The 15,331-nt window shown below is 50.1% G+C and carries 16 protein-coding genes and 1 pseudogene; 8 read left to right on the top strand and 9 right to left on the bottom strand.

The window, feature by feature from the left end; translation table 11 throughout:
• Nucleotide 1: 1 nt before the first annotated feature.
• Nucleotides 2-541 (bottom strand): annotated as a pseudogene (gene rstA / locus K0778_RS02290) (two-component system response regulator RstA); the annotation flags it as partial.
• A gap of 66 nt (nucleotides 542-607) precedes the next feature.
• Between rstA and K0778_RS02295 the strand changes: the two are divergent.
• The gene (locus K0778_RS02295) at nucleotides 608-943 is read left to right on the top strand and encodes a GlpM family protein (protein ID WP_063084883.1); all 336 of its coding nucleotides are present in this window, start codon (nucleotides 608-610) and stop codon (nucleotides 941-943) included.
• Here K0778_RS02295 and folM read toward each other — a convergent pair.
• The 3 genes from folM to ydgH all read right to left on the bottom strand — a co-directional run bounded on the left by folM (nucleotide 940) and on the right by ydgH (nucleotide 4,211).
• The gene (folM, locus tag K0778_RS02300; RefSeq protein WP_000520804.1) at nucleotides 940-1,662 is read right to left on the bottom strand and encodes a dihydromonapterin reductase; all 723 of its coding nucleotides are present in this window, start codon (nucleotides 1,660-1,662) and stop codon (nucleotides 940-942) included. The two genes, K0778_RS02295 and folM, sit on opposite strands and share 4 nt — an antisense overlap.
• Nucleotides 1,663-1,698: 36 nt before the next feature.
• Nucleotides 1,699-3,081 carry an amino acid permease gene (locus tag K0778_RS02305; protein WP_000412379.1) on the bottom strand — a complete coding sequence of 461 codons (1,383 nt, stop codon included), beginning with the start codon at nucleotides 3,079-3,081 and terminating at the stop codon, nucleotides 1,699-1,701.
• A 185-nt stretch (nucleotides 3,082-3,266) separates the two neighbouring features.
• Entirely contained in the window at nucleotides 3,267-4,211 is a 945-nt protein-coding gene (gene ydgH / locus K0778_RS02310) for a DUF1471 family protein YdgH (protein ID WP_000769337.1), read from the bottom strand.
• Nucleotides 4,212-4,734: 523 nt separating this feature from the next.
• Here ydgH and pntA point away from each other — a divergent pair.
• Entirely contained in the window at nucleotides 4,735-6,267 is a 1,533-nt protein-coding gene (gene pntA / locus K0778_RS02315) for a Re/Si-specific NAD(P)(+) transhydrogenase subunit alpha (protein ID WP_063084882.1), read from the top strand.
• A 10-nt stretch (nucleotides 6,268-6,277) separates the two neighbouring features.
• Nucleotides 6,278-7,666, top strand: coding sequence for a Re/Si-specific NAD(P)(+) transhydrogenase subunit beta (gene pntB, locus K0778_RS02320; protein WP_000014036.1), 1,389 nt, complete (start codon nucleotides 6,278-6,280; stop codon nucleotides 7,664-7,666).
• Nucleotides 7,667-7,690: 24 nt separating this feature from the next.
• Here the strand turns inward: pntB and tqsA are convergent, their stop codons facing one another.
• A complete protein-coding gene (tqsA, locus tag K0778_RS02325; protein ID WP_001118247.1) occupies nucleotides 7,691-8,725 on the bottom strand; it encodes an AI-2 transporter TqsA in 1,035 nt (344 codons plus the stop codon).
• Between the two features lie 411 nt (nucleotides 8,726-9,136).
• Here tqsA and mdtJ point away from each other — a divergent pair, with 411 nt between their 5' ends.
• Nucleotides 9,137-9,502 (top strand): multidrug/spermidine efflux SMR transporter subunit MdtJ, encoded by a 366-nt coding sequence (gene mdtJ, locus K0778_RS02335; RefSeq protein ID WP_000276149.1) that lies wholly within the window; start codon nucleotides 9,137-9,139, stop codon nucleotides 9,500-9,502.
• Nucleotides 9,489-9,818: a multidrug/spermidine efflux SMR transporter subunit MdtI gene (gene mdtI, locus K0778_RS02340; RefSeq protein WP_000046661.1), complete on the top strand. Its 330-nt coding sequence runs from the start codon at nucleotides 9,489-9,491 to the stop codon at nucleotides 9,816-9,818. Before mdtJ ends, mdtI begins: the two co-directional genes overlap by 14 nt.
• Before the next feature lie 38 nt (nucleotides 9,819-9,856).
• Here mdtI and K0778_RS02345 read toward each other — a convergent pair whose 3' ends face one another.
• From K0778_RS02345 to asr, 3 genes are all read right to left on the bottom strand, one after another.
• Nucleotides 9,857-10,678 carry a serine protease gene (locus K0778_RS02345; RefSeq protein WP_001260835.1) on the bottom strand — a complete coding sequence of 274 codons (822 nt, stop codon included), beginning with the start codon at nucleotides 10,676-10,678 and terminating at the stop codon, nucleotides 9,857-9,859.
• A gap of 99 nt (nucleotides 10,679-10,777) precedes the next feature.
• A complete protein-coding gene (locus tag K0778_RS02350) occupies nucleotides 10,778-10,861 on the bottom strand; it encodes a hypothetical protein (protein ID WP_000233090.1) in 84 nt (27 codons plus the stop codon).
• A 92-nt stretch (nucleotides 10,862-10,953) separates the two neighbouring features.
• Nucleotides 10,954-11,262, bottom strand: a complete 309-nt coding sequence (asr, locus tag K0778_RS02355) for an acid resistance repetitive basic protein Asr (RefSeq protein WP_001556621.1) — start codon at nucleotides 11,260-11,262, stop codon at nucleotides 10,954-10,956.
• A gap of 270 nt (nucleotides 11,263-11,532) precedes the next feature.
• Between asr and K0778_RS28525 the strand changes: the two genes are divergently transcribed.
• On the top strand, nucleotides 11,533-11,637 hold the full coding sequence (locus tag K0778_RS28525) for a hypothetical protein (RefSeq protein WP_001351109.1): 105 nt from the start codon (nucleotides 11,533-11,535) through the stop codon (nucleotides 11,635-11,637).
• A 49-nt stretch (nucleotides 11,638-11,686) separates the two neighbouring features.
• Here the strand turns inward: K0778_RS28525 and K0778_RS02365 are convergent, their stop codons facing one another.
• Nucleotides 11,687-12,940, bottom strand: a complete 1,254-nt coding sequence (locus K0778_RS02365) for an MFS transporter (protein ID WP_063084881.1) — start codon at nucleotides 12,938-12,940, stop codon at nucleotides 11,687-11,689.
• Between the two features lie 106 nt (nucleotides 12,941-13,046).
• Between K0778_RS02365 and K0778_RS02370 the strand changes: the two genes are divergently transcribed.
• Nucleotides 13,047-13,940, top strand: a complete 894-nt coding sequence (locus K0778_RS02370) for a LysR family transcriptional regulator (RefSeq protein ID WP_001019530.1) — start codon at nucleotides 13,047-13,049, stop codon at nucleotides 13,938-13,940.
• Between the two features lie 134 nt (nucleotides 13,941-14,074).
• A complete protein-coding gene (gene mlc, locus K0778_RS02375) occupies nucleotides 14,075-15,295 on the top strand; it encodes a sugar metabolism global transcriptional regulator Mlc (RefSeq protein ID WP_000225262.1) in 1,221 nt (406 codons plus the stop codon).
• Nucleotides 15,296-15,331 lie beyond the last annotated feature (36 nt).

The raw sequence follows: 15,331 nt of genomic DNA on the forward strand, positions 1-15,331 counted from the left end.
CTTATTCCCATGCATGAGGCGCAAAAAGATAGCCTTTGTTACGCACGGTTTTAATGCGATAAGGTTCTGCGGCGTTATCGAGTAGTTTTTTTCTTAACCGCGAAATAGCCACGTCCACGCTACGATCCAGTCCGTCATAACTGACGCCGCGTAAATTTTTCAGCAATGCATCGCGGTCCATGATTTGCCCGGCATGGGTAGCTAATTCCCACAATAATTCGAAATCAGCTGTCGAGAGCGAGATTTCAGTGTTAGCCAGGGTGACTACGCGGTTGATGGGATCGATGGTCAACGTGCCGAAATGCAGGGCTTTGTAGGGAGTCAGAGACGTTTCCTGAAGACCTTTGGTCAGTGTGGCTTGCTCATTCTGACGCAAATGCAAACGTAAACGCGCTAGCAAAACAGCAGGGGGCGTCGTTTTGAGAATATAGTCGCAGGCACCCATTTCCAGTGCCAGGATGTGGTTCATATCGCTATCGAGAGAGGTTAGAAGAACAATCGGTCCAGACCACTTTGCGCGTAAATCACGACAAATGGTCATGTTTCTAAACAAGTTTTCATCAGGTATTCTACTGATGACTTGTTATGGAAGTGTTAAGGTAAAAAGATGGGGCTGGTAATCAAAGCCGCGCTCGGTGCGCTGGTAGTGCTGTTGATTGGTGTTTTAGCAAAAACGAAAAATTATTATATCGCCGGGCTGATTCCACTTTTCCCGACCTTTGCGCTTATCGCGCATTATATTGTTGCCAGCGAACGCGGCATTGAAGTCTTACGCGCAACCATCATTTTTAGTATGTGGTCGATTATTCCCTATTTTGTTTACCTGGTGTCGCTGTGGTATTTCACCGGAATGATGCGCTTGCCCGCCGCTTTTGTTGGTTCTGTTGCGTGTTGGGGGATAAGCGCATGGGTGTTGATTATATGCTGGATAAAGCTGCATTAACGCAGATGACGACCGCCATCAAGTGGGAAACTGCGTCCGGTGACAAAGCAACTGGTAAGTAAGTAATCGACCAGGTCGATCACTTCTTTCTCGCCAGGCGCGGTTTTCATCAGTGATTTATTCAGCGCCTGTTGTCGATATTCGGCATCATCATGTTCATTAAACAGGATCAGCGATGGCGCAATAGAATTCACTTTCACTTCCGGTGCCAGCTTGCGGGCAAACGAGCGGGTCATATTATCCAGTGCCGCTTTGCTTGCAGCATACGCAATATGTTTGTCGCTACCGCGCTCCACCACATAATCGGTAAAGTGAATGATATCGCTGGCGGCGTGTCCGTGCCCACGCAGTAATCTTTCCAGCGCATGGTTGAGCAGGTATGGGGTATTAACGTGGATCTGCATCATGCAAGCCAGTACGTCGGCCAGTGGCGCACCCGGTTTTTCCGCCATCCACGCACTGGCGTTATGCAAAATAGCACGCAGACCATGGGTGCTTTTTAGTACTTCATCGGCAAACGCCATCACACCGTCGTTGGTCGAAAAATCAGCCTGAATACACTGCGCACCTGCATTAATCAGTCCATCAATGGCTGGATAGTGTGTCCGATAGCTGACAATCACCGGTTGCTTTTGATTAATGAAATGCCATGCGAGGGCGAGGCCGATGCGACGACCTCCGCCAGTAATTAATATTGGCAAGGGCTGGGTTTTACCCATCGTTATCTCCTTTGCTATCCAACGATGGGATGAACGTTATCCCACCAGCATCCAGGTCGCCGGAACTGAGGCAATTAACAGCATGCCAATCAGCACCATTTCCTGACGGTTCAGTACATTATCATGGGTATGCGTTTTGCGCGCGTACAGGAAAACCAGCAGCCCCGGTGCATACAGAACAACGGATAACAGCAAGTGCATTGGACCAGAGGCGTACAATAACCATAAGCCATAAATGCAGGCACCGACACCTACCGCTTTATGCAGTGGACGGGTTGCGATTTTCAGCAAGAACGCGCCGACCAGGAAATAGGGCACCAGAATCATTTCTGAGGCGATGGTCAGCAACGTGTTGTAATCGGAACCGGTCAGCCAGATGAGTACCAGACAAATTTGCACGCAGATGTTGGTCAACCACAGTGAGGCGGATGGCGCAGCTTGTGCGTTCTGGCGCGCAAAAATGCGCGGGAATGCTTTATGAGTGGCGGCCAGGAACGGTACTTCTGCTGCCATGATGGTCCAGCTTAAGTACGCGCCGCAAACGGAAACGATCAAACCGGCAGCGATGATGATTTCGCCCCATGGTCCCATCATTTCCACCATCAGACCGGCCATTGACGGGTTACGAATTTCAGCCAGTTCAGGACGTGCCACCACACCCAGCGAAAGCAGCGTTACCAGCAAGTAAACGCCCAGAGCGGAGAGAACCGCCAGCAGTGTCGCTTTGCCAACATCACGTTTATTACGCGCACGCGCAGAAACAACCACGGCACCTTCCACACCAATGAAAACCCACAGGGTGATCAGCATGGTGTTTTTCACCTGTTCCCAAACGGGTACGCCAAGTGCAAGTCCGGTGAAGTCGAGCTTGAAGGTATCCAGTTTGAACATCATCATCGCCAGCACAACAAACAGACCCAGCGGCAACAATTTTGCCAGTGTCGCCACCAGGTTAATGCTGGCAGCGGTTTGCACCCCGCGCAGGATCAAAAAGTGAACAATCCACAATAAAGCCGATGCACCGACTATCGATTGCCAGGTATTACCATCGCCAAACAGGCGCAATTCCGGCGTGTCCGTAAAAAAGCTTAACGCGGAAAAAACGATCACCAGATAGGAGACGTTGGCGATGACTGCGCACAGCCAGTATCCCCATGCGGAACAAAAGCCGATTAGCTCGCCAAACCCTTCGCGGGCATAGGTAAAGATACCGCCGTCAAGTTCGGGACGAATGCGCGTGAGGATCAGCATGGCAAAGGCCAGCAATAAAATGCCAGCGCCAGTAATACCCCAGCCGATGAGCAGTGCTGCCGGGCTGGCAACTGCCGCCATATTTTGCGGCAGACTGAAAACACCCGCGCCCAGCATTGAGCTTAATACCAGCGCGGTGAGTGCGCTCAGTCCCAGTTTCTTTTCCATCGATATCCAGTGATTAAAACGTGATAAGAAGAATAAATATTAGGGCAAAACGCATAAAAATGGAGTTTGCCACTGAAGCGCGGAATTTTACGAAGAGATGTGTCTGCATGCAATGGTCGCGGGGAAATTTGTGACTAAAAATGCGAAAGGCGGCATCAAGCCGCCTTATAGGAGTAACTGAATAGTTATTTATACAGATCTGCGCTGACGGTCAGGTTATTACCACGTTCCTGCCACTGGCGGGTGATGTGGTAATACTTAGCACCTTTCTTCGCGGCACGTTTCGCAACCTGATAGGAGACTTCGGTCATGTTGCCGTAGTTGCCAGAGAATTTGATGCTGTCGAACGGGACCATCATCGCTGCGGTCGCTTTGTTCAGTTCTTCGACTTTAGTGCCATCCGGGAGCGTGACGGTGTAACGCCCGCCTTTTGATGACTGGGTTTCAAAGAAGCGACCGACTTCAGAACTTGGTGATGCGGTAGTCGCAACACCCGGGATCTCAACTTTCTTCGCGGCTTCGCCACCGGCAGCCAGAGCTGCACGTCCTGCTTCGGAATCTGCCGGGATCACATCCGGGCTCTGGACGATACGTTTCTTAGCATCTTTTTTATAGATGAATGCAGTAATACGCTGGTTGCCGCCCTGGTTGGCATCGATTTGACGAACGATGTAGAAAGAGTAGGCACCTTTCGCTTTTGCCGCTTTGGTGATGGCATCATTGACTTCTGGCTGGCTACGATAGAAGCCCTGGACGGTGACCGTGTCAAACGGTTCAATCAGAACAGCCTGATCTTTCGGCAGTTCGACAACACCGTTAATTACGCGATTACTTGTTTCTTCTGCTTTTTCAGCATCGGCTTTATAGAGGTCAGCGACCACACGCCAGTTACCGCTGTTACCAAAATCAGAAGTGTCGACAACATAAAAAGAGGTGGCACCTTCTTTATCTGCGCGACGAGAAACGGCTTTCACCGCTTCGCCAATAGCATTAAAACGACCGGTAACCACTACACGGTCAAAAGGTTTAACCGCTGCCGCTTGCTCCGGTGTCAGTTCTGTTGCTGCGTTAACGGAGAATGCCGTAGCAGAAAGCAGTGCCGACGCCAGGAGGGTGTTCTTAAGCTTCATAAAAATAATCCTTCGCCTTGCGCAAACCAGGTACTGGTATTGTTATTAACGAGAAACGTGGCTGATTATTGCATTTAAACGGTGTAACTGTCTGCGTCATTTTTCATATCACATTCCTTAAGCCAATTTTAATCCTGCTCAAATGACCGTCTATGCTTAAAAAACAGCCGTATCAGCATCATTACTACTGAAGCAACTGAATTGTATAAGTTAATTTAATGTTAAGTAGTGATTCGTGCCGGGGCGATGTCTCGTTTTACCCGACCGTCGAAGACAATTATCAGTCTTTATCCGGCGTTCTAAGGTGTTTATCCCACTATCACGGCTGAATCGTTAATATTTTGCGAGTTCACGCCGAAATACTGATTTTTGGCGCTAGATCACAGGCATAATTTTCAGTACGTTATAGGGCGTTTGTTACTAATTTATTTTAACGGAGTAACATTTAGCTCGTACATGAGCAGCTTGTGTGGCTCCTGACACAGGCAAACCATCATCAATAAAACCGATGGAAGGGAATATCATGCGAATTGGCATACCAAGAGAACGGTTAACCAATGAAACCCGTGTTTCAGCAACGCCAAAAACAGTGGAACAGCTGCTGAAACTGGGTTTTACCGTCGCGGTAGAGAGCGGCGCGGGTCAACTGGCAAGTTTTGACGATAAAGCGTTTGTGCAAGCGGGCGCTGAAATTGTAGAAGGGAATAGCGTCTGGCAGTCAGAGATCATTCTGAAGGTCAATGCGCCGTTAGATGATGAAATTGCGTTACTGAATCCTGGGACAACGCTGGTGAGTTTTATCTGGCCTGCGCAGAATCCGGAATTAATGCAAAAACTTGCGGAACGTAACGTGACCGTGATGGCGATGGACTCTGTGCCGCGTATCTCACGCGCACAATCGCTGGACGCACTAAGCTCGATGGCGAACATCGCCGGTTATCGCGCCATTGTTGAAGCGGCACATGAATTTGGGCGCTTCTTTACCGGGCAAATTACTGCGGCCGGGAAAGTGCCACCGGCAAAAGTGATGGTGATTGGTGCGGGTGTTGCAGGTCTGGCCGCCATTGGCGCAGCAAACAGTCTCGGCGCGATTGTGCGTGCATTCGACACCCGCCCGGAAGTGAAAGAACAAGTTCAAAGTATGGGCGCGGAATTCCTCGAGCTGGATTTTAAAGAGGAAGCTGGCAGCGGCGATGGCTATGCCAAAGTGATGTCGGACGCGTTCATCAAAGCGGAAATGGAACTCTTTGCCGCCCAGGCAAAAGAGGTCGATATCATTGTCACCACCGCGCTTATTCCAGGCAAACCAGCGCCGAAGCTAATTACCCGTGAAATGGTTGACTCCATGAAGGCGGGCAGTGTGATTGTCGACCTGGCAGCCCAAAACGGCGGCAACTGTGAATACACCGTGCCGGGTGAAATCTTCACTACGGAAAATGGTGTCAAAGTGATTGGTTATACCGATCTTCCGGGCCGTCTGCCGACGCAATCCTCACAGCTTTACGGCACAAACCTCGTTAATCTGCTGAAACTGTTGTGCAAAGAGAAAGACGGCAATATCACTGTTGATTTTGATGATGTGGTGATTCGCGGCGTGACCGTGATCCGTGCGGGCGAAATTACCTGGCCGGCACCGCCGATTCAGGTATCAGCTCAGCCGCAGGCGGCACAAAAAGCGGCACCGGAAGTGAAAACTGAGGAAAAATGTACCTGCTCACCGTGGCGTAAATACGCGTTGATGGCGCTGGCAATCATTCTTTTTGGCTGGATGGCAAGCGTTGCGCCGAAAGAATTCCTTGGGCACTTCACCGTTTTCGCGCTGGCCTGCGTTGTCGGTTATTACGTGGTGTGGAATGTATCGCACGCGCTGCATACACCGTTGATGTCGGTCACCAACGCGATTTCAGGGATTATTGTTGTCGGAGCACTGTTGCAGATTGGCCAGGGCGGCTGGGTTAGCTTCCTTAGTTTTATCGCGGTGCTTATAGCCAGCATTAATATTTTCGGTGGCTTCACCGTGACTCAGCGCATGCTGAAAATGTTCCGCAAAAATTAAGGGGTAACATATGTCTGGAGGATTAGTTACAGCTGCATACATTGTTGCCGCGATCCTGTTTATCTTCAGTCTGGCCGGTCTTTCGAAACATGAAACGTCTCGCCAGGGTAACAACTTCGGTATCGCCGGGATGGCGATTGCGTTAATCGCAACCATTTTTGGACCGGATACGGGTAATGTTGGCTGGATCTTGCTGGCGATGGTCATTGGTGGGGCAATTGGTATCCGTCTGGCGAAGAAAGTTGAAATGACCGAAATGCCAGAACTGGTGGCGATCCTGCATAGCTTCGTGGGTCTGGCGGCAGTGCTGGTTGGCTTTAACAGCTATCTGCATCATGACGCGGGAATGGCACCGATTCTGGTCAATATTCACCTGACGGAAGTGTTCCTCGGTATCTTCATCGGGGCGGTAACGTTCACGGGTTCGGTGGTGGCGTTCGGCAAACTGTGTGGCAAGATTTCGTCTAAACCATTGATGCTGCCAAACCGTCACAAAATGAACCTGGCGGCTCTGGTCGTTTCCTTCCTGCTGCTGATTGTATTTGTTCGCACGGACAGCGTCGGCCTGCAAGTGCTGGCATTGCTGATAATGACCGCAATTGCGCTGGTATTCGGCTGGCATTTAGTCGCCTCCATCGGTGGTGCAGATATGCCAGTGGTGGTGTCGATGCTGAACTCGTACTCCGGCTGGGCGGCTGCGGCTGCGGGCTTTATGCTCAGCAACGACCTGCTGATTGTGACCGGTGCGCTGGTCGGTTCTTCGGGGGCTATCCTTTCTTACATTATGTGTAAGGCGATGAACCGTTCCTTTATCAGCGTTATTGCGGGTGGTTTCGGCACCGACGGCTCTTCTACTGGCGATGATCAGGAAGTGGGTGAGCACCGCGAAATCACCGCAGAAGAGACAGCGGAACTGCTGAAAAACTCCCATTCAGTGATCATTACTCCGGGGTACGGCATGGCAGTCGCGCAGGCGCAATATCCTGTCGCTGAAATTACTGAGAAATTGCGCGCTCGTGGTATTAATGTGCGTTTCGGTATCCACCCGGTCGCGGGGCGTTTGCCTGGACATATGAACGTATTGCTGGCTGAAGCAAAAGTACCGTATGACATCGTGCTGGAAATGGACGAGATCAATGATGACTTTGCTGATACCGATACCGTACTGGTGATTGGTGCTAACGATACGGTTAACCCGGCGGCGCAGGATGATCCGAAGAGTCCGATTGCTGGTATGCCTGTGCTGGAAGTGTGGAAAGCGCAGAACGTGATTGTCTTTAAACGTTCGATGAACACTGGCTATGCTGGTGTGCAAAACCCGCTGTTCTTCAAGGAAAACACCCACATGCTGTTTGGTGACGCCAAAGCCAGCGTGGATGCAATCCTGAAAGCTCTGTAACCCTGACGGCCTCTGCTGAGGCCGTCACTCTTTATTGAGATCGCTTAACAGAACGGCGATGCTTTGACCTCCCGCTGTTTGTTCAAGCGCAATTTTGACAATAATTGTCAACGGCACGGAAAGCAGCATACCCACCGGTCCTAACAACCATCCCCAAAAAATCAACGACAAAAATACCACCAATGTGGAAAGCCCCAGCCCACGCCCCATGATACGCGGCTCCAGAATATTGCCGAAGACCAGATTAATCAGCAGATATCCCGCCAGCACCAGCAACGCTTCGTAGAAGCCATTAAACACCAGTACCTGAGCGATAGGGGGGATTGCCGCGAGGACTGAACCAATATTCGGGATGTAATTAAGCGCAAAGGCCAGCAATCCCCAGACAAAAGCGAAGCGAACATCGAGTGCGGCGAGCATCGCCCAGGTGACCAGGCCGGTGATGATGCTGATGGCTGTTTTCAGCACCAGATAATGAGAAACACTGTCAATCGCACGTTGAATCGCCGCCATCCCTTCAACCGGACGCGCCATCATTTGCTGAAATTTTCCGGGCAATTGTGGCACTTCGAGCAGCATAAACAGCACCGTCAGCAGCAATAAAAAGATTGATGACATGGCATTAGATAACTGCGTCAATAAGTTGGTGAGCAACGTCATCGCCGCGTTCGGATCTATGTAATGCGCCAGTTGGTCAACAGAGACGTCAATCCCTACGCGTTGCAACAACGGCTCAAGCGCTTGCAGCGGCGTCATAATAGAGTTGCGATATTGCGGTAACGTCCGCGTCAACTCGTTGAGCGCGGAACCCAGATAAGCTAACAGCAACACCATCGCCATCACGATGATGGTCATCAAAATCGACACTGCCAGTACACGCGGCACACGCCAGCGGACCATGTGTTGCACCAGCGGGTTAAGAATAACAGCAATAAATAATGCGAGAATAAACGGCACGATGATCTCGGCGGCAAAACGGATACCGCAGAGAATAATGACCAGCATTCCCAACATAATGACGATTTTTAGGCCATTGAGCGTGATGATCGGCTTTGCCATGCTTGTCCCCGTTTTTTCTTCCTTTGCTAATAATAATGTCTTTTTCGCTCCGTCATCATAACGAAAATCAAACCGCTCAGGTAAAGAAGTGAAAATATTTTGAGTTAATTCTTAAGCTATGATACAAATCAGGCGTGTTCAACTACCGAGGACAATTATCATCCGCGATGACGAGAAGCAACACTGCGGATAATTGTAATATTATGGACAATTTGTTCAGGACGTTATTTTCTACATTTACCCATCTTCGTACCTCATCCACTATCTTGCTCGTAGGTGAGCAGCACTGGCGCAACGCGCTTTAGTCCTTTCTTCTGCCTAAGCTTGCCCTATGCGCGGGGCTTGACCACTTTACTTTGGTTTCGCTGAATTAAGCGAAAATTAAAATAATTCTCTTGCAGGAGAAGGACAATGTATATTTATTGGATTTTATTAGGTCTGGCTATTGCTACAGAAATTACCGGTACGCTGTCAATGAAATGGGCGAGCGTCAGTGAGGGAAATGGCGGCTTTATTTTAATGCTGGTGATGATTTCTCTGTCGTATATATTTCTCTCTTTCGCCGTTAAAAAAATCGCCTTAGGCGTAGCTTATGCGTTGTGGGAAGGTATCGGTATTTTATTTATTACCTTGTTTAGCGTTTTGTTATTCGACGAAAGTTTATCGCTGATGAAAATTGCCGGGTTAACCACCCTGGTCGCCGGGATTGTGTTGATAAAATCAGGTACCCGTAAAGCGCGTAAACCTGAACTGGAGGTGAACCATGGCGCAGTTTGAATGGGTTCACGCCGCCTGGCTGGCATTGGCAATCGTGCTGGAAATCGTTGCTAACGTCTTTTTGAAATTTTCTGACGGCTTTCGTCGCAAAATATTTGGCTTGCTCTCCCTGGCGGCGGTGCTGGCTGCCTTTAGTGCGCTTTCTCAGGCCGTTAAAGGGATCGACTTGTCTGTCGCTTATGCATTGTGGGGCGGGTTTGGTATTGCCGCCACGTTAGCCGCAGGTTGGATCTTGTTTGGTCAACGGTTAAATCGTAAAGGCTGGATTGGCCTGGTCTTGCTGTTGGCTGGAATGATCATGGTGAAACTTGCCTGATGAACACGCTGCCCGCGCTGTCGGGCAGCGTTTGAACATTATTTTTGCGACAGTTGATCCAGCTTGTCGCGAAAACCGGTAACAGAAATGGCCCGGTTATCGGCGCGCCAGCGATCTTTCGCGGCAGGAGCCGAACTTTGCACCCCAATTAATTGCCAGCCGTCATCGGTATGCAACATCAGAGGCGAACCGCTGTCACCCGGCAAGGTATCGCACTGATGTGACATCACCGACGTTTGCGCCCAGCCAGTCACTTCACAGTTTTGATGACTGTACAACGTATCGAGATGATCTTCAGGGTAGCCTGCCTGAGTCACTTTACGACCTGCCGCTTTTAATGCGGCGGTAAGCGCGGCTTTATCTCCCTCAAATAACGGCAACGGCGTAATGCCAGAAGGGGGATTACGTAGCACAATCAATCCGAAGTCCCACGGCGCGGCTGCGGGAGGTACAATCCAACCATCCCCATCTGCTTTTAACCGCTTTCCCAGTGTCGGATCAACGCGGCCTTCTATGTCGTGGATGTCATAGCGCCAAAGACCTTTATTTGACACAAAACGCAGCGCCACTGCTTTATCGGCTTTACCCTTTGGAGGTGTCAATAAACAGTGTCCTGCCGTTAATGCCAGATTGGGTGCAATCAGCGTCGCCGTACATAAATTGCCGCTGGCCGTTTCCAGTTGCCCAACCGCATCCCACGGTGATTGGGTCGTGTCATTCACTGGCACACGATCATCATGACCAAAAAACAGGGTGCTGACCTCATCGTTTGCCGATTTGGCAACGTCTGGTTTATCTGCAAACACAAAAGCAGACGTCAAACTAATTGCACCCAACACTACAGCAATGGTTGTACGCATATCACACTCTGGTGAGTAATTATGATTATTAAAAGCAAACCCTCATAAATACTATAGACGGGACGGGATGAAAGTGGGAGTAAAATCAGATAACTACAGTCAGGAAAGATAAAAACGGGCGGCAATCAGTGCGCATAAAATAAGGATGATAAGAATGAACTCAAAGCGATAACGGCCCACCATACTACCCTCCGCTAAAGGCGGTGCTAAACGTTACCCGCTTAGCACCGTAATTTTCAGGCGCGAGGGGGCGCGCCAGCATTACTGTTGAAAACTTACGCTGCGGGTTGTGCAGCAGGTTTTGCCGGTTGCTGATGGCTGTGTTTCCCGGCGTGTTTCTTCGCTGCCTGCGCTTTTTGTTCAGGGGCTTTCTGTTCAGCTTTCGCATTTTTATGATGCTTTTTAGCCGCCTGCGCTTTCTGGGCAGGTGCTGCTTTATGCTGTTTTTTATGATGTGTAGTTTTCGCCGGCGCTGCTTTGGTGGTCGTCGCAGTCGGAGCAGGTGTGGTCGCAGTCTCTGCAGCAAAGGCGGCAGAAGACAGACCCATAGCAGCGGCAACAACCAGAGCTAATACTTTTTTCATTGTCATACCCTCAATTTGTTTTTTCATTTAACCCCACTGCGGGGCCGTTGAAATAACTATATCCCTGGGAATGGCAGACTTCCGTGAGTGGTTGGTTTCAGCGTGTAACGATATGTACAAACGCTGAATAAATTACAGCGTTGATAATAACGTATTGTGACTTAAGGGAAATTTAGCTACCAATAATAGTAGTCTTGATTGGGTTAACTATTTTACTACTTACAAAGCGGTAGAATAACTGCGCATCAGTAATAAATGACACACAGCAAAATGAATCCGTTTATTTGGGTACTTATAATCCTGATGACGCTAGACGCGCTGCGGGAATTGGCTGGCGCTTCGTCTATTTTAGGATGGCTATTAACGTTGGTTTGAGCAAGCAATAAGTCCGGACGGGTATTTACCGCAGTCCGGACTTATTTTTTCAGGCGTGCAGACGATGATGCAAACGCGTCCCGACCAGCAGAGCAATGACCAGCATCAGAGCAATAAATGCGCCGACGCCGTTCCAGCCATAGTTATGCCAGAAAACACCACCCAGCGTCCCGGCAATACTCGACCCCAGATAGTAACTGAACAGATACAGCGAGGAGGCCTGGCCTTTAGCGCGTTTTGCGCGGGGGCCGATCCAGCTGCTGGCAACTGAGTGGGCTGCGAAGAATCCTGCTGAGAAGAGTAACATTCCGGCAAAGATCAGCCACAGCGAGCTGAATAAGGTCATCAGTAAACCAAACAGCATAACCCCCGTCGAAAACAACATCACTGGACCGCGCCCATAGCGGGTGGTCATGGTTCCGGCTTTGGGTGAGCTCCATGTACCGGTCAAATAAGCCAGCGATAATAAGCCAACCACGGCCTGACTGACATGCCAGGGGGAGAGCATCAACCGATAGCCGATGTAATTAAACAGCGTGACGAACGACCCCATCAGCAAAAAGCCTTCTGCGAACAATAACGGTAATCCCCGGTCACGCCAGTGCAGACGAAAGTTGATAAACAACGACTTAGGTCGCAGCGAAGTCGGGCGAAAATGGCGTGATTCCGGGAGGATTTTCCAGAACATCAACGCCGAGGCTAGCGCGAAACAACCGATTGCCGCCAGAGCAATTCGCCAGTTGAAAAAGTCCGTGAAGACACCACTAATTAAGCGTCCGCTCATGCCGCCAATTGAGTTGCCGCTGATATACAACCCCATCGAAAAGGCCACGAAACTGGGGTGGATTTCCTCGCTAAGATAAGTCATGCCAACAGCTGCCACGCCACTTAACGAAAGCCCAATCAAGGCGCGCATAATCAAAATGCCGTGCCAGCTGGTCATCATTGTCGAAAGTAACGTACAAATGGAGGCCAACAGTAGAGCCGTGACCATCACTGGTTTGCGACCAATGGCATCGGATAGGGGGCCAGTAAACAGCAAACCAATAGCCAACATCGCCGTGGAAATGGACAGTGAAATACTACTGTTCGCGGGCGTTAAGCCAAACTCCTGCGAAAGCACCGGAAGGATAGGCTGCACACAATAGAGAAGTGCAAATGATGCCAGTCCGGCAGAGAACAGCGCCAGGGTGACGCGCATAAATTGCGGCGTACCGCGTTTAATAAATTGATTTGGCTGAGAAATGCTTTGCTTGTCAGTGTCGCTTGCCGGAGCGCCATCAACAGTTGTAGTACGGCTCACTTGAAATCCTTGCTAAATATGCCTGTGGATCAGGCTTATACATAGAGTAGGAAAATCGAATTGTTCTGTCTAATATATTAATAATCTCAAATAAGATGTTTTAAATATGAATATTGAACTTCGTCATCTGCGTTACTTTGTTGCTGTTGCGGAAGAGCTGCATTTCGGGCGCGCCGCTGCCCGCCTGAATATTTCGCAACCGCCGCTAAGTCAGCAGATTCAGGCGCTGGAGCAACAAATTGGTGCCCGACTGCTGGCACGAACCAATCGCAGTGTATTGCTGACGGCAGCAGGAAAACAGTTTCTTGCAGATAGTCGGCAAATCCTGTCTATGGTGGATGACGCTGCCGCTCGCGCTGAAAGGCTGCATCAGGGTGAAGCGGGGGAGTTGCGCATTGGTTTTACTTCGTCCGCTCCTTTTATTCGGGCGGTGTCCGATACGTTATCGCTGTTTCGCCGTGATTATCCTGATGTCCATTTACAAACCCGCGAAATGAACACTCGTGAGCAAATCGCTCCGCTCATTGAAGGAACGCTGGATATGGGATTGCTGCGTAACACAGCGTTACCGGAGACGCTTGAACACGCAGTCATCGTCCATGAACCGCTTATGGCGATGATCCCGCACGATCATCCCCTGGCAAATAACCCGAATGTAACGCTGGCTGAACTGGCGAAAGAACCCTTTGTCTTTTTTGATCCGCACGTCGGGACAGGGCTGTATGACGATATTCTCGGGCTGATGCGACGTTACCATTTGACGCCCGTCATCACTCAGGAGGTGGGCGAGGCAATGACCATCATCGGTCTGGTTTCCGCCGGTCTGGGTGTTTCAATTTTGCCTGCGTCATTTAAACGTGTTCAGCTCAACGAAATGCGCTGGGTGCCGATTGCTGAAGAGGATGCGGTTTCTGAAATGTGGTTGGTCTGGCCGAAACATCATGAACAAAGTCCGGCTGCGCGTAACTTTCGTATTCATCTGCTGAATGCTCTCAGGTGAGGGAAATTTCAGCGAAAAAGCCCGAAAAATGTGCTGTTAATCACATGCCTAAGTAAAAATTTGACGACACGTATTGAAGTGCTTCACCATAGCCTACAGATTATTTCGGAGCGCGAAAATATAGGGAGTATGCGGTGGTTGCTGAAAACCAGCCTGGGCACATTGATCAAATAAAGCAGACCAACGCGGGCGCGGTTTATCGCCTGATTGATCAGCTTGGTCCAGTCTCGCGTATCGATCTTTCCCGTCTGGCGCAACTGGCTCCTGCCAGTATCACTAAAATTGTCCGTGAGATGCTCGAAGCACACCTGGTGCAAGAGCTGGAAATCAAAGAAGCGGGGAACCGTGGCCGTCCGGCGGTGGGGCTGGTGGTTGAAACTGAAGCCTGGCACTATCTTTCTCTGCGCATTAGTCGCGGGGAGATTTTCCTTGCTCTGCGCGATCTGAGCAGCAAACTGGTGGTGGAAGAGTCGCAGGAACTGGCGTTAAAAGATGACTTGCCATTGCTGGATCGTATTATTTCCCATATCGATCAGTTTTTTATCCGCCACCAGAAAAAACTTGAGCGTCTAACTTCGATTGCCATAACCTTGCCGGGAATTATTGATACGGAAAATGGTATTGTACATCGCATGCCGTTCTACGAGGATGTAAAAGAGATGCCGCTCGGCGAGGCGCTGGAGCAGCATACCGGCGTTCCGGTTTATATTCAGCATGATATCAGCGCATGGACGATGGCAGAGGCCTTGTTTGGTGCCTCACGCGGGGCGCGCGATGTGATTCAGGTGGTTATCGATCACAACGTGGGGGCGGGCGTCATTACCGATGGTCATCTGCTACACGCAGGCAGCAGTAGTCTCGTGGAAATAGGCCACACACAGGTCGACCCGTATGGGAAACGCTGTTATTGCGGGAATCACGGCTGCCTCGAAACCATCGCCAGCGTGGACAGTATTCTTGAGCTGGCACAGCTGCGTCTTAATCAATCCATGAGCTCGATGTTACATGGACAACCGTTAACCGTGGACTCATTGTGTCAGGCGGCATTGCGCGGCGATCTACTGGCAAAAGACATCATTACCGGGGTGGGCGCGCATGTCGGGCGCATTCTTGCCATCATGGTGAATTTATTTAACCCACAAAAAATACTGATTGGCTCACCGTTAAGTAAAGCGGCAGATATCCTCTTCCCGGTCATCTCAGACAGCATCCGTCAGCAGGCCCTTCCTGCGTATAGTCAGCACATCAGCGTTGAGAGTACTCAGTTTTCTAACCAGGGCACGATGGCAGGCGCTGCACTGGTAAAAGACGCGATGTATAACGGTTCTTTGTTGATTCGTCTGTTGCAGGGTTAACATTTTTTAACTGTTCTACCAAAATTTGCGCTATCT

This window comes from Escherichia sp. XD33, from assembly GCF_019375075.1.
Classification (GTDB): domain Bacteria; phylum Pseudomonadota; class Gammaproteobacteria; order Enterobacterales; family Enterobacteriaceae; genus Enterobacter; species Enterobacter flexneri_A.